The following is a 14,579-nucleotide window of genomic DNA, read 5'->3' as shown; positions in this document are numbered from 1 at the left end:
TGCCCAAACTTGGAGGTGGAGACGATGTGGAATAAAGCATTGTTTAGAAAAGATTATAAGCAAACGAAATTTATTTTATGGGCCATCGTACTGATCTGTATATTGGCATTGCCACTAAATACAGCAGTGAAGTTGGAACAATTGCGTGTTGAATTAGAGGAAGAAGATTATAATAAATACTATTTTTTAGATGAAGAAAGTGAAATCGTTGACGTTGATCAATATACTGTGGAATCTATATACCGAAGAGTGTTGGATTCTAGTATACAGTTAACAAATATTCTTTTATTTATTATGATTGTTTTATTAGCAAGTGTAATGATTGGTGCGGAAAGAGGTAATAAGACGAACGATTTTACTTTCTCTCTGCCTTTCAGACGCAAGCAAATCTTTTTATCGAAATGGATGTTAGGGAGTACAGTTGTTGCGGCATCGTATATTGTAAATTATTTTCTTGCACATTGTATCATCTATTTTTCTGAATTTGGAAGTTATCTACACTGGGATTTGTCTTTGTATTTTGTTGTTTATTCCCTTGTTGCATTACTTGCAATGTATACATTTTCATTATGTATAGGTACCTTCACGGGTGGTGTCATTTATCAGATTGCTGTTTCTGTTATTTTTCTAATCTTTCCAATGGGAATTATTTTGCTGTTAGCCAGTCTTTTTGATGCACATACGGCATCTTCTTATGTTTCTTGGAATGAATGGGCATTTTTAAGAGGATTAGAACGTGTGTCATATGATATCTTTTTATTTCAATATAATATGAATTTACAAGGCTTGTTGTATGACTTTAACCATAGATGGTTTGATATCCCGATCCAAGAGATGAAAGCTTCCTATATACAACTACTCATTCCACTCGGATACATTGCTGCTTTTGTACCTCTAGGTGTGTTGTTGTACGAGAAAGGTAATATAGAGCATAACGGTAAGTTTATTTTATTTGATAAGTTACAATCTGTTTTTCACCTAGGAATGGTTGTGTGCTTTGCTCTTTTAGGAGGTATGCTGGTAAGTGATTTTACACCATATAATTTAAGAGAAAGTCGAATTTACTTCTATTATGCAGGATTTATTGGGGCAGGGTTGTTATTCTACTTCATTTCTAGGAAGCTATTGAACATGAAGCTGCAGCTGTTCAGTAAGTAGATCTCTATAAGCTCTAAATAAGCATCCAATATAGGATATATAACTAACTAAATAAATAAAAACAGATTTAAATATGAATAAGTAATGGGAAAGGTTTAATTAAACCATTTATAAAATATAACTAACGAATAGCATATACAGGAAAATAAAAATAAATAATCACAATTGACGTAGTAACAACTAACTAAATAAGTAAATGAAAACGAATGAGCAAAATAAAATAGTAAATATATAAATAAGTAATGGGGAGTAACAGATGAAAAAATGGACAAGTATATTCATTGCAATGACGTTGATGATTATATTGATAGGTTGCAGTAACGGGAAAGTAGAAGAATCAAAAATGGAGCCAAAACTACTTAAAGTGTTGGTGAATTGGGACGAAGATAACTTTTATCGAGACTATGCGAGTTACTTTACGATTCAAAATCAGAATATTGAGTTTGAAGTTATTACATTAGAACAATTAAGAGAAAAAAGATATGATGCATATGATACAGATGAAGAGTTTGATTTTGATAAGGAATTCAAACTATTTGTTGAAGAGCATCAACCCGACGTGTTCATGGTGGATGACAATGAATATTATACTCTAGCAGAAGAAAATCGCTTATATGACCTTTCTATTTTAATAGAACAAAGTGAATTTGATATCGAAAATATGGATACGAATGTGATACAGTATTTAACTAAAAAAGGGAACGGCACATTGTATGGTTTAGCATCCGAGTTTTATTCTAATGCGCTGTACTATAATAAAGATCTTTTTGCAGAATATAATGTTCCCTTGCCAACCGATCAGATGTCTTGGGATGACATTATTGAAAGAGCAGCGATGTTCCCTTCAACAGATGATGAAGATGCAATTTATGGGTTTGAAAAAGCATGGGGAGATCTTTTTGGACTGATAAGTGGAATGGCTGAAACGTATGGATTGTCCTACGTTGATCCTGATGCAATGGAAGTAACGATGGATACAGAGGCATGGAACAAAGTGTTTGAAACGGCAATAAATGCTTATCAATCTGGTGCAGTATACTTACCAGATGAAAAGACAGAAGAAGAAAATGAAGCTACAGGAGACATATATTATGAATCTCAAGAAAAATTTACTCTTGGAAAAAGTGCAATGATCATCAGTGGAGTTTGGTATATGGATTATATCGATAATAGCGGGTATAGCGATAGTGATCCTATTAACTATGATATTGTGACTGTTCCGGTAGATCCTATGCATCCGGAAAAAGGCGGAAGCATGAACATATCTAATGTATTTGCAATCAATGCACAATCAGAACATATCGATGCAGCGTGGGAGTTTATACAGTTTGTAAATGGGGATACATTGGCTAAAGCAACTGGCAAATCCACATATGAGCTCTTAACACGTAAAGAACACATGGATGCACCCAATCATATCAACATCGACGCTTTTTACAAATTAGCACCTTTAGATGACACATTGTATGATAGCTATGATAAACTTCCTAGTACGTTTTTAAGTGAATTTGAATCTATTCTTACAGAGGAAATAGCATCGATACAGAAAAATGAAAAGACGATAGAAGAAGCATTACAGTCTATACAGTCTCGTGCAGATGAAGCGATGCAGAAGGCAATCGCAGAAAAAGATGATTTGAGTTAACAACATCATCGTTTAAGTTAGCAACATAGTAGCAGAATCAATTTCAAATGAAAGAAATAAAATAATGGTTACATGCGGTCTGTTGAGTGTTATCAACAGTCCATTTTATTCCATTTGAATAAAACAAGAAATATGTGATAAAATATTAATAAAATGTTACTTTAATACTGATTTGATGTATGTTTCATTATTTTTAAGATACATTATTTTCAAGAAAAAATGGAGGGGATTATAGTGTTAGAACGTTCTATGGTTAGGATCATGGAGTTAGAAGTGGAAGGAGGTGATAATCGAAGAGCGTAGAAGAAATATGCTCTTCCCAAAAAAAAGGAGAGAGTAATAAATGAATACGATAAAGCATATCGTTTGTGACGGTTTTCAATTAAATATTAACATAAAAGGGTCTGGAAGTCCGATTTTAGTCGTAGGAAGCAGTGTGTACTATCCTCGGTTATTTTCAGAAACATTATATAAAAAGTATCAGTTTATTTTTATGGATCACAGAGGTTTTGTAAAACCACCAAGAACGTTAAAACCAGAAGATTATACTTTAGACAAAATCGTGTCGGACATAGAAGCTGTCAGACAAGCGTTGCAACTTAGCAATGTGGTTATCTTGGGTCATTCTGGTCATGCTTTTATGGCATTGGAATATGCAAAACAATACAGTGAACACGTAGATAAGGTGATCTTGCTTAATGCGGCTCCAAGCAACAGTAGGGAAAGGCAAGAAGGCAGTCAGCTTTTCTTTCAACGCCACGCTAGTAAAGAAAGAGAAGCGGTGTTGCAAAGAGATATGGCCTTATTACAAGAGGATATAAATAGAGATCCGGAGAAAAGATTTGTTCACATGTGCGTTCGTACAGGGGCGATGAGCTTCTATGATTATCAATTTGAGGGCGCCTATTTGTGGGATGGCGTGTATACCAATATGCAGATTATAGATTATTTGTGGGGGGAATGTTTTGCGGAGTTAGATATTACAGAAGGATTGGACAAGTTAAATAAGCCGATTCTTTTAGGGCTAGGTAGGTATGACTACTTGGTTGCTCCTGTTTCCCTGTGGGACTCCATTTCCCAAACGTTTCCTCAAATACAAAAAGTTATTTTTGAACACAGTGGTCATAATCCAATGTTTGAAGAAGAAGGTATGTTTAACGAAGTATTTGAAGCTTTTATGAGATCGGAATAGCACGATAGAGGGTATTGAAAATGTACGGGTAATTCATTTCTATCAGGAACAATTGTAATTGCATCAGAAGAACGACTTCCTTAATAATAAGTTGGTCAACCAACTTATTACCACTATCCATAAGATGGAGAAATTTCAACATGATAACTTTTACGCCTGGTAACTGAGGCGTAAACTTGCATTTCATCATTTCTTCATCTTATATATAAGTTGAATGAAGTTGGTCAACCAACTTATTACCACTATCCATAAGATGGAGAGTAGGGAAGTCGTTTTTTATTTCCAGATTTCTGATGTTGGATATTCGTGTTGCATGAGTTTCCATATGTTCCATACTTGTCTTATGACCTGTTGTATTTGCCACGTGTTTTTACCGAGTATGCGAATACATAGACCATACGTATGTAGTAAACTTGCCCCCGTCATCACTTCATGACATTGAGGAAGGTGGGGGCGAAGCATGTGGAGGAGGGTGTCACTGGCAACGTGGCCAAAAATCCAAACGCTGCCTACGTGTGTATAATGTGCAAATGCACTACTCCCTCCCACATCATGTTGCTGAGGAACGAGGTGGAATGTATCCCATGCAATAAGTTCATGGTCAAGAAAAACGTTTAACTTTGTCGTTATAGATTCATAGTCAAATTGTTCCCCCAAATATACTCGACCAGGCGTAACAATGTCAGAGAGAAACAAGGCAGCCCCTTTTTCCAGATGAAACGTACTTGTCGCATCAAGCACGCTCCCAGCATAAGGAACGGTGCCCTCTGGCACATATTCCAGACAACTATGGTTTTTCAATGTTATATGTTGTTTTAATTTACATCCCATCCCATCTGGGTGTTTCGGATGTATTTTAGTGGATGACTGATTCGTTAAATATACCGCTGTATGCTCTTCTAATGTGAAGTTTAGATCGTAGCAATCTCCTTCCAACATTCCCGGTGATGCATCCATCATACAGACCGTTAATTGCGGAGTATGGTTGTTCATCCGATGTGTTTTACTTATTTTTAATGAACCTTGATGGTATTTATCTTGTAATATGGTTTTGCCATGTTTGAATGTAAAGTGTCCGTACATCTTGCTAGTATGAGACGTGAGTGACTGAGTTTGTTTTTGCTTTCTTGCTTGTTGGTCATGGAATGCAGGTTGATGCATGTCTTCGACGTTTAGGCTGGACATCGGCATTCATTCCACTGCTGGTCTATCCAATCTATGATAGAATCTACTCCTTCGCCTGCCATCATGTTGGAAAATACAAAAGGTAACTTATCTCCTCTCATCGTTAATGTATCGCGCTCCATGACTTCCAAACTGGCACCGACGTGAGGGGCGAGGTCCGTTTTGTTGATAATAAGTAAGTCAGAACGCATGATGCCTGGACCTCCTTTGCGTGGAATTTTCTCCCCTTGTGCTACATCGATAATGTAAATAAAACGATCTACTAGCTCTGGGCTAAACGCAGCCGCTAAATTGTCCCCACCACTTTCGATAAAAATGATATCTAAGTTCGGAATGGATTCTTCTAACGATTCGATGGCATCGAAATTCATGGATGCATCTTCTCTTATCGCCGTATGAGGGCAACCCCCAGTCTCCACACCGACAATACGTTCAGTCGGTAATGCGGATTGACGTATTAGTATTTCAGCATCTTCTTTCGTGTAAATATCGTTGGTAATAACCGCTAAACTGTAACGATCTCTTATTTTTTTGCTTATCTTTTCTACGAGAGCTGTTTTTCCTGAACCTACAGGTCCGCCTATACCGATTCTAAATGGTCTGTTTGTTGAAATGTTTGGTTTTTCCCATCCATGATGATGATGACTGCTGCCGTTGTTACACATAAGTATCTCCCCCAGTTTATTAGTAATAGGATAAGTACAAATACACGTTATTTGGATATTTGTTAAGACATAAATAGGCGTGAATATAGTGTTTCGTGATTCATTGCTTCAATTTCTTGAGCAATAGCAAATGAATGCATCTCTGAAGATGGTGTTTCTTTTATTTTCTCCCATTCTGAATGAATGATGGGGATCATCTCTTGAATAATGTGTTGCCCATCTGTTTGGCCAAGTGACATTAAACGAATGGCACTGTTTATTAATGTAACGACATTGGTGTAGGCATACCCTTTCACTGTTTCGTCTAAAGTAATGCTTAAATCGTAAGCGATAAAGGTATGCATGGTTGGCAATGTCATATGGTGGTTGGGAACCGATTTGCTCAAAGGCTCAAAATCGATCCAAGGATGTATCGTTTTAGACAACTGCCATAATCTCTTTCCCATTTTGGCTATCGCTTCTCTGGATTCTCGTGCAGTACGTTGTACAAGCAGCACATGATTGTAATATGCAAGTTGATCCATGTTATGTTCTTGTAATGCACCATATATTCCTTTCATTGCTAATCCTTCAAAAGGTAGAATGCTAGATTGCAATTGAGAATGAATGAATTGCTTTAGTTCCTTAATAGTTTGAATTTTATTTTCTTGTACATACGTTTCTAAACCAAAGGAATGAGAAAATGTACCTACTGGAAGTGCAGAGTCAAGAATTTGCACATAATAAAGTAACTTGGAATCCAGTTTCAATGATATAGCCTCCTTCCTCGTGTAAGTTGATTTAAAATAAGAAATAGCGTTGTGCTAAAGGAAGTTTTTCCGCAGGCTGACAAGTAATGCGTTCACCGTCCACTTTGACTTCATACGTGTCTGGATTGATGTCAATATCCGGTGTCTGATCGTTTAGTATCATCTGCTTTTTACTTATAGTACGGCAATGTTGCACTGCTGCAATTTTTTTCTGTAATCCCAACTTGTCATGAATACCGAGTTCCCACGCTTTTTGCGATATAAATGTGAAGGATGATTGTGTTCGGCTTTTCCCATAGGCACCAAACATAGGTCTTCCATAAGATGGCTGCGGAGTAGGGATGGAAGCGTTAGGATCACCCATTTGTGCATAGGCAATCGTTCCTCCTTTGAGCACCATTTCTGGTTTGACCCCAAAAAAAGCAGGTTTCCAAAGTACAAGATCAGCCCATTTCCCAACTTCTATCGATCCGACAAGATGTGAAATGCCGTGCGTGATGGCTGGGTTAATAGTATATTTGCTAATGTAACGTTTGATGCGAGCGTTGTCTCCTTTAGGTTTTTCCTGTATAGAAGGATAGGGGAGAGCAGCACCAAATTGTTGTTTCATTTTGTCTGCTGTTTGCCACGTACGCAATATCACTTCACCCACTCGACCCATCGCTTGGGAGTCAGAGCTAATAATGCTGAACACTCCGCGATCGTGCAGGATATCTTCTGCTGCAATCGTTTCTGGTCGAATACGTGAATCTGCAAAGGCGACATCTTCAGGAATACTGCTGTCTAAATGATGACATACCATTAACATATCGAGATGTTCTTCCACGGTATTGATGGTGTAAGGTCTGGTTGGATTCGTGGAAGAAGGAAGAACATGAGCATAGGATGCTGCCTTCATGATGTCTGGTGCATGACCGCCACCAGCCCCTTCCGTATGGTACGTATGTATCGTACGACCGTTAATAGCACGTAACGTATGTTCAACAAAACCAGATTCATTGAGTGTATCCGTATGAATAGCCACTTGAATGTCAAAATCTTCGGCCACAGAGAGACAGCAATCAATGGCTGCAGGAGTAGAACCCCAATCTTCATGCAGCTTCAAACCGATAGCACCTGCCTGCACTTGTTCCATCAGTGGAAGGGAGGTACTGCTGTTTCCTTTTCCCAAAAAGCCAAGATTCATCGGAAATGCATCCGCAGCTTCTAACATGCGCTGTATGTGCCATGCTCCAGGTGTGCATGTGGTTGCATTGGTGCCTGTTGCCGGACCTGTTCCTCCTCCTAGCATGGTTGTGATACCTGAGGCTAGTGCCGTTTCGATTTGCTGCGGGCATATAAAGTGAATGTGAGCATCAATTCCGCCAGCGGTGACGATTTTCCCTTCTCCAGCAATGACCTCTGTACTAGCGCCGATAATCATGTGTGGCTCTACGCCGTCCATCGTATGTGGATTTCCAGCTTTGCCGATGCCTACAATGTTGCCATCACGAATGCCGATATCTGCTTTCACGATACCCCAATGATCGATAATGATCGCGTTGGTGATCACAACATCTAAAACGCCATCCTCTCTTGCGTGTGTTGCTGACTGGCCCATGCCATCTCGGATAACTTTTCCGCCTCCGAACACACATTCATCGCCATAAACGGTATAATCTTTTTCGATTTCAGCCCAAAGATCTGTATCGGCTAAACGGACTTGATCTCCGGTTGTTGGTCCATATAGTGCAGCATATTTATGACGATTAATGGTTTCCATTCTCATCTTCCCTCTCTGTACTATTAGATGATAGTGGTGTAGTGAATGATGTATCTTTTGAAGCATGTGTTACTGACCCATTTGTTTTCCCATTTAATCCGTATATTTTTTTCTCTCCGCCAAAGGATACTAACTTCACAACGCGCTCTTCACCTGGTTCAAAACGCAGGGCTAAACCAGCTGGGATCTTAAGGCGCATACCGAATGCAAGGTTTCGATCAAAATGTAAAGCGGGGTTTACTTCATAAAAGTGAAAGTGTGATCCCACTTGTATCGGTCTGTCACCCGTATTTTTGACAAGCAATGATGCATATTCTCTATCACTAAACATCACAATAGGCTCCTGTGCTAAGCGGTACTCGCCTGGTATCATCTTATCCTTCCTTTCGTTCTTATTATCTTATCGGTTCATGAACCGTGACTAATTTCGTTCCATCAGGAAAAGTGGCTTCCACCTGTACTTCAGGCAACATGGAGGCAACACCTTCCATGACCTCCTCTTCAGATAATACATTCCCTCCTTCCTGCATAAGTGTCGCTACCGTTTTCCCTTCTCTAGCTCCTTCTAAAATATACGACGTAATCATGGCTACTGCTTCTGGATAATTAAGTTTGATGCCTTTTGCTTTTCTTTGTGCAGCCACATTTGCTGCTACGGAAATCATGAGCATCTCTTTTTCTCTTGGCGTGAAATGCATACACTGCCCCCTTTGATTCAAATAGATAGCCGTATGAATAAAGTATATAATATATATGTGAGGTATTATAACATTATTCTTGCGTTTTGTACGGTAAATTAAAATAAATATTTTTATTTTTCCTATTCATGTTATTTTTGTTGACATAAATTTCAGGGTGAATATATAATAAAGGTGCATTTAATGTTAGGTTATATAACGTAACATTTAATTGTGCATGAATTAAATATTTAAGTGTAGTACATAACAAAAAGGTGGGGTGGCAATGGAATTCATGGAGAAGTGGCAGGAGAAAAGAAAGAAAGTTTGGTTTCATACGGTCTGTTTTTTATTTATCACTATGTTGTTGCTTGCAGGCTGTGCTGAAGAAGGGGAGTCGCAAGAAGCGGACGAAGAAGATGGGAGTCAAGAAGATGTCATTGAAGTTGGTATTTTACATTCATTAAGCGGTACGATGGCGATCAGTGAGGTGTCGGTCAAAGACGCAGAGTTAATGGCCATCAATGAAATTAATGAAGCAGGTGGGGTTCTAGGAAAGCAAATTGTACCGATTATTGAAGATGGGGCGTCAGATTGGCCGACTTTTTCAGAAAAATCAAGAAAATTGTTGGAACAAGATAAAGTAGCCACGGTATTTGGTGGGTGGACTTCTGCTAGTCGAAAAGCGATGTTGCCTGTATTTGAAGAATTGAATGGATTGCTCTGGTATCCCGTTCAATATGAAGGGCTAGAAGCGTCACCGAATATTTTTTACACCGGAGCAACGACAAATCAGCAAATCGTGCCTTCTGTAGCGTGGCTATTGGAGAATCGCGGTAAGAAATTCTTCTTACTAGGTTCGAACTATGTGTTCCCGATTACAGCTAACAATATTATTAAAGCGCAATTAGATAGTGAAGGTGGGGAGCTAGTAGGAGAAGAGTATACGGAATTAGGTCATACAGAATATAGTACCGTTATTGCAAAAATAAAAGAAAGTAAGCCAGACGTTATTTACAATACGTTGAATGGAGATAGTAATGTTGCTTTTTTCAAACAGTTAAAAGACGCTGGCATTTCTGCGGATGATATAACGGTGCTTTCTGTCAGTGTGGCAGAAGAAGAAATAAGGGGGATTGGTGCTGAATATTTAGAAGGTCATTTAGTTGCATGGAACTATTTCCAGACGACAGATACGCCAGAGAATAAGGAGTTTGTAGATCACTACAAGGAGGCATACGGGGAAGATCGAGTGACCGCAGACCCGATAGAAGCAGGATATAATGCAGTACATTTATGGGCAAAAGCGGTAGAAAAAGCGGGCACGACAGATGTAGATAAAGTCAGAGAGGCTGCAAAAGGAATCACGTTTGCCGCACCGGAAGGTACGGTCACGATTGACGGAGATAATCAACATCTTTATAAAAAAGTAAGAATAGGAGAAGTGACCGCAGAAGGACAATTAAACGAAATATTCAGTACAGAAGAAGCGGTGAAACCAGATCCATATTTAAGCAGTTATACGTGGGCAGAAGCACTAACGAGTCCATGATCGTTGGATTCTAATGGGATGTCATAACAGCAGCATAGCAATAATGAACACTTACCTTTACACATTGGTAAATCACTAGACATGGTAGTTTGGAAAAGAGGGATGTTATGTGGGCAATTCAACTTTTTAACGGATTAAGTTACAGCTCTATATTGTTACTAGTAGCACTTGGACTTTCAATTACATTTGGATTAATGAATGTGATTAATATGGCACATGGCGAGTTTCTCATGATTGGAGCGTATATGGTCTATGTTACACAGCATCTTTTCCAACAGTATGCACCGGCAGCATGGTTTGACTCTTATTATATATTCGCTTTGTTCGTATCTTTCACTGTTGCTTTCTTCCTTGGCATGCTGCTGGAGATGGGGCTCGTAAAATTTCTTTATCGCCGTCCACTAGATAGTTTGCTCGCAACATGGGGAGTAGGGATGATGTTACAACAAGCAGCAAAAATGATTTTTGGTGCGCCGAATGTAGCGGTGACAAGTCCGAGTTGGCTAGAAGGAGGATTGCAGCTTACTTCCGTTGTTGTCCTTCCTTATAAAAGGCTATTTATCCTTGCGCTCGTCATCGTATGTTTATTGTCTTTATACATCTATTTGTATCGAACGGCAGCGGGCAGAAGTATGAGGGCGGTCATGCAGAACAGGGATATGGCAGGTTGTCTCGGTATTTCAACGAGAAAAGTGGATCGTATCACCTTTGCCATTGGCTCTGGCATAGCAGGGTTAGCAGGAAGTGCATTGGCGCTTATCGGTCCTATTGGTAGTTCACTTGGGACGTATTACATTGTCGATGCATTTATGGTTGTGGTGTTAGGTGGAGTTGGCAAATTAGCAGGGGTGGTATTTGGTGCTGTCACGATTGGCGTGCTCAACGTATTTTTTGAATCTTGGTTATCTGCCTCCATCGCAAAAGTCATCGTGTTTGTCATCGTCATTGCATTTTTACAATGGAGACCACGCGGTTTTGTTTCTTTGAAAACACGTGCTTTGGAATCTTAGACAGGTTGACAATAAGGGAGGAAGCAAAGTGAAGCAGGGCTTAGGGACAATAAATAGAGAGAGTCAATTCAAATGGATAGTTTATATGCTTATACTCGGAATGATGCTACTTGCTCCTTTATTTCTTTCCGATTTTCGCTTGATGTTGCTTGCAAAATACGTCAGCTTTGCCATTGTAGCCATTGGTTTAGCACTTATTTGGGGTTATACAGGCATCTTAAGCTTAGGACATGGGGTGTTTTTTGGCCTCGGTGCTTATGGTATGGCGATGTATTTAAAACTAGAGGCAAGTGGGGGAAAGCTTCCCGATTTTATGGTATGGAGTGGGCAAAACGAACTGCCTTGGTTCTGGATGCCCTTCTCCTCTTTTTTTCTTACGTTATTGCTCATCGTCATCGTGCCGATGGGTATCGCGTATGGCTTAGGTTTTCTAACTTTTCGCAATCGTATTCAAGGTGTTCAATTCACCATATTAACGCAAGCACTTGTGTTAATTGTCGTGACGTTACTCATCGGTCAACAAGCATTTACTGGAGGAAGTAATGGCATAACGGGATTTAAAACTATTTTAGGATATTCGCTGTCCGATCCAACAGTAAAACGTGTATTATATTGGATTACCATTGGTGTATTGGCGTTGCTATTCGCACTGGCATATTGGATGACCAAATCCCGTTTTAAGCGTGTGTTGCTCGCGATACGTGATGGGGAAAATCGCTTGCGTTTTATCGGGTATAATCCTGCCGTATTTAAAGCGTTCATTTTTGCCGTCTCTGCTGGTTTTGCGGGTATAGCTGGTGCACTATTCGTCTTACATGTCGGTATTATTTCGCCTTCGATGATGGGTATCGTACCTTCGATTGAGATGGTACTCTGGGTGGCGATTGGGGGCCGAAACTCCTTGAGTGGAGCGGTGCTAGGTGCCTTGCTCATTAATTATGCAAAGACCACTTTTAGTGAGGCTTATCCTTCGTTATGGTTGTTTTTACTCGGTGGATTGTTTGTCATTAGTGTTATTTTATTACCACGTGGCTTCATGGGTTTGATGAAGGATGGAATGCAAAAAATAAAAAAGAGAAGAAAGAGGGAGGACGCCAATGAAAACAACATCGATTTTACGTTCGGAGAAAGTAAGCGTTGAATTTGCTGGATTTAAAGCCGTAAATGAAGTCAATTTTCATTTAGCAGCGTGTCAGCTTCATTTTCTGATTGGGCCGAATGGAGCGGGGAAGACGACTTTTTTAGATGTACTTTGTGGAAAGGTAAAGGCGAAGCGGGGAAAGGTCTGGTATAAGGAGAACGTGGAACTGACAAAGAAAAAAGAGCATCAAATAGCAGATTTAGGTATTAGTCGAAAATTTCAAGCCCCTTCTATTTTTCCGAAATTAACGGTATATGAAAATTTGGAACTTGCTATTCAGCCGCGTAAAGGCGTATGGTCTTCCCTGTTTGAAAAAACGAATAAAGATCTACAAGAAAAAATACAGCATCATCTCCAGTTAATCGAATTACAGTCTAGGGCCGAACAAATGGCAGGAGCGCTTTCGCATGGTGAAAAACAATGGCTGGAAATAGGTATGATGTTAGTGCAAGAACCCAACGTGTTATTGCTGGATGAACCGGTAGCAGGTATGACAGATGTAGAAACGGAAAAGACGGGAAAGCTGCTCAAGGAAATTACGAAAAAACAATCTGTTATCGTTGTAGAACATGATATGGAATTTGTTCGCACGTTTTCCGAGAAAGTGACGGTGATGCATCAAGGGGCATTACTAATGGAAGGCACGATGCAAGAAGTTCAAGAAGATGAACGCGTTGCCGAAGTATACTTAGGACAGAGGGCGAGTTAATATGTTGAACGTATATCAATGCCAAGTAGGTTACCGAGAAAGTATTATTATTCGTGATGTAAGCCTAAAGGTTAAGCAGGGACAGGTGGTTTGCTTATTAGGTAGAAACGGGGTAGGTAAAACCACATTAGTAAAAGGCATAATGGGTTTGCTTCCCTTTCGTCATGGAAATATGCAGATAGAGCAAACGAATGTCACGAACGATCCGCCATATAAGCGAGCAAAGCATGGAATGGGGTATGTGCCACAAGGAAGAGAGATTTTTCCGCATCTTACGGTTTATGAAAATATTTGTTTGGGTTTAGAAGGCACATCGAAAAGGGATAAGCGTGCTGTAGAAAAGATGCTGGAAATATTCCCAGCCTTAAAGCCGATGTTAAAGCGAAAAGGAGGCGACCTTAGCGGAGGTCAGCAGCAGCAATTAGCGTTTGCAAGAGCGATGATCGCAAACCCAAAGTTGCTCATCTTAGATGAGCCAACAGAAGGGATTCAGCCTTCTATTGTACAAGAAATTCAAGAGTTAATTGTAAACATGAAACAGCAGCATACCGTTTCTATGTTGCTAGTGGAACAGAGTATAGATTTTGTAAGGCAGGTGGGAGATTATTTTTATATGTTGGAAAAAGGGGAGATTGTTGCGGAAGGAGCAATAGAAGCATTGACCGATCAAATCGTAAAGCAGCATGTCGTCGTCTAGTATCATTACAGACGGCTTCATACTGCTTCACCTTACAATTACATTACGAAATAAATCGTTGTGAAGTACAGTACACCAAATCCAATCATTGAACCTACACGAATTAAAAACTGTTTTATATCTTTAGATTCTATTTGTTCTTTACGTTTAAATTTTTCATATAAATATTTTGTATCTTTTATAGAAGATATTAGTCTTGCTAAAAACATTCCCCCAGCTTGTACAATAATAAAAAAAAGTGCTAGTCCTCCTAGAGAGGAAGAAAACGGAAACCAACTATCAAAACTAATAAGCATAATGATCGTCCATACGAAATATGAAATAAACATACATATTATTTCTGTTTTAATAAATTCTCCATTTTTACTTTTGTTTTCTATATCACTTATGGCCTCTCCTTGAATAGCATGATCATTTAAAAATTGACGTAAACGATG

Annotated in this window: 15 protein-coding genes; 8 read left to right on the top strand and 7 right to left on the bottom strand. The window is 39.2% G+C overall.

Annotated elements, in window-relative coordinates:
- Positions 1–24 precede the first annotated feature (24 nt).
- The 3 genes from D1Z92_RS07060 to D1Z92_RS07050 all read left to right on the top strand — a co-directional run bounded on the left by D1Z92_RS07060 (position 25) and on the right by D1Z92_RS07050 (position 3,995).
- The gene (locus D1Z92_RS07060; protein ID WP_128894969.1) at positions 25–1,158 is read left to right on the top strand and encodes an ABC transporter permease; all 1,134 of its coding nucleotides are present in this window, start codon (positions 25–27) and stop codon (positions 1,156–1,158) included.
- A gap of 256 nt (positions 1,159–1,414) precedes the next feature.
- Positions 1,415–2,803, top strand: a complete 1,389-nt coding sequence (locus D1Z92_RS07055) for an extracellular solute-binding protein (RefSeq protein WP_128894968.1) — start codon at positions 1,415–1,417, stop codon at positions 2,801–2,803.
- A 343-nt stretch (positions 2,804–3,146) separates the two neighbouring features.
- On the top strand, positions 3,147–3,995 hold the full coding sequence (locus D1Z92_RS07050; RefSeq protein WP_128894967.1) for an alpha/beta fold hydrolase: 849 nt from the start codon (positions 3,147–3,149) through the stop codon (positions 3,993–3,995).
- A gap of 276 nt (positions 3,996–4,271) precedes the next feature.
- Here D1Z92_RS07050 and D1Z92_RS07045 read toward each other — a convergent pair whose 3' ends face one another.
- The 6 genes from D1Z92_RS07045 to ureA form a co-directional block, all read right to left on the bottom strand.
- Positions 4,272–5,180, bottom strand: a complete 909-nt coding sequence (locus tag D1Z92_RS07045) for an urease accessory protein UreD (protein ID WP_164931493.1) — start codon at positions 5,178–5,180, stop codon at positions 4,272–4,274.
- On the bottom strand, positions 5,168–5,845 hold the full coding sequence (ureG, locus tag D1Z92_RS07040) for an urease accessory protein UreG (RefSeq protein ID WP_128894965.1): 678 nt from the start codon (positions 5,843–5,845) through the stop codon (positions 5,168–5,170). Before ureG ends, D1Z92_RS07045 begins: the two co-directional genes overlap by 13 nt.
- A gap of 62 nt (positions 5,846–5,907) precedes the next feature.
- Positions 5,908–6,594: an urease accessory protein UreF gene (locus D1Z92_RS07035; RefSeq protein ID WP_164931492.1), complete on the bottom strand. Its 687-nt coding sequence runs from the start codon at positions 6,592–6,594 to the stop codon at positions 5,908–5,910.
- A 31-nt stretch (positions 6,595–6,625) separates the two neighbouring features.
- A complete protein-coding gene (ureC, locus tag D1Z92_RS07030; RefSeq protein WP_128894963.1) occupies positions 6,626–8,356 on the bottom strand; it encodes an urease subunit alpha in 1,731 nt (576 codons plus the stop codon).
- Complete coding sequence (locus D1Z92_RS07025) at positions 8,343–8,729, bottom strand: urease subunit beta (RefSeq protein ID WP_128894962.1); 387 nt, start codon at positions 8,727–8,729, stop codon at positions 8,343–8,345. The genes ureC and D1Z92_RS07025 overlap by 14 nt, the downstream gene beginning before the upstream one ends.
- A 22-nt stretch (positions 8,730–8,751) precedes the next feature.
- Positions 8,752–9,054 carry an urease subunit gamma gene (gene ureA / locus D1Z92_RS07020; protein WP_128894961.1) on the bottom strand — a complete coding sequence of 101 codons (303 nt, stop codon included), beginning with the start codon at positions 9,052–9,054 and terminating at the stop codon, positions 8,752–8,754.
- Between the two features lie 340 nt (positions 9,055–9,394).
- Here ureA and urtA point away from each other — a divergent pair, with 340 nt between their 5' ends.
- The 5 genes from urtA (at position 9,395) to urtE (ending at position 14,142) form a co-directional block, all read left to right on the top strand.
- Positions 9,395–10,585 carry an urea ABC transporter substrate-binding protein gene (gene urtA / locus D1Z92_RS07015; RefSeq protein ID WP_240666613.1) on the top strand — a complete coding sequence of 397 codons (1,191 nt, stop codon included), beginning with the start codon at positions 9,395–9,397 and terminating at the stop codon, positions 10,583–10,585.
- A gap of 107 nt (positions 10,586–10,692) precedes the next feature.
- On the top strand, positions 10,693–11,595 hold the full coding sequence (gene urtB, locus D1Z92_RS07010; RefSeq protein ID WP_128894960.1) for an urea ABC transporter permease subunit UrtB: 903 nt from the start codon (positions 10,693–10,695) through the stop codon (positions 11,593–11,595).
- A gap of 85 nt (positions 11,596–11,680) precedes the next feature.
- Entirely contained in the window at positions 11,681–12,736 is a 1,056-nt protein-coding gene (gene urtC, locus D1Z92_RS07005; protein WP_128895122.1) for an urea ABC transporter permease subunit UrtC, read from the top strand.
- On the top strand, positions 12,693–13,445 hold the full coding sequence (urtD, locus tag D1Z92_RS07000; protein WP_128894959.1) for an urea ABC transporter ATP-binding protein UrtD: 753 nt from the start codon (positions 12,693–12,695) through the stop codon (positions 13,443–13,445). Before urtC ends, urtD begins: the two co-directional genes overlap by 44 nt.
- 1 nt (position 13,446) lies before the next feature.
- The gene (urtE, locus tag D1Z92_RS06995; protein WP_128894958.1) at positions 13,447–14,142 is read left to right on the top strand and encodes an urea ABC transporter ATP-binding subunit UrtE; all 696 of its coding nucleotides are present in this window, start codon (positions 13,447–13,449) and stop codon (positions 14,140–14,142) included.
- Positions 14,143–14,180: 38 nt separating this feature from the next.
- Here urtE and D1Z92_RS17275 read toward each other — a convergent pair.
- On the bottom strand, positions 14,181–14,579 hold a 399-nt coding region (locus D1Z92_RS17275; RefSeq protein WP_164931491.1), incomplete at its 5' end, for a hypothetical protein.

It is taken from the genome of Longirhabdus pacifica, from assembly GCF_004115085.1.
Taxonomy (GTDB): domain Bacteria; phylum Bacillota; class Bacilli; order Paenibacillales; family DSM-105158; genus Longirhabdus; species Longirhabdus pacifica.
Note: the sequence above shows the minus strand (reverse complement) of the source record. Positions and strands in the feature narration are given on the sequence as shown.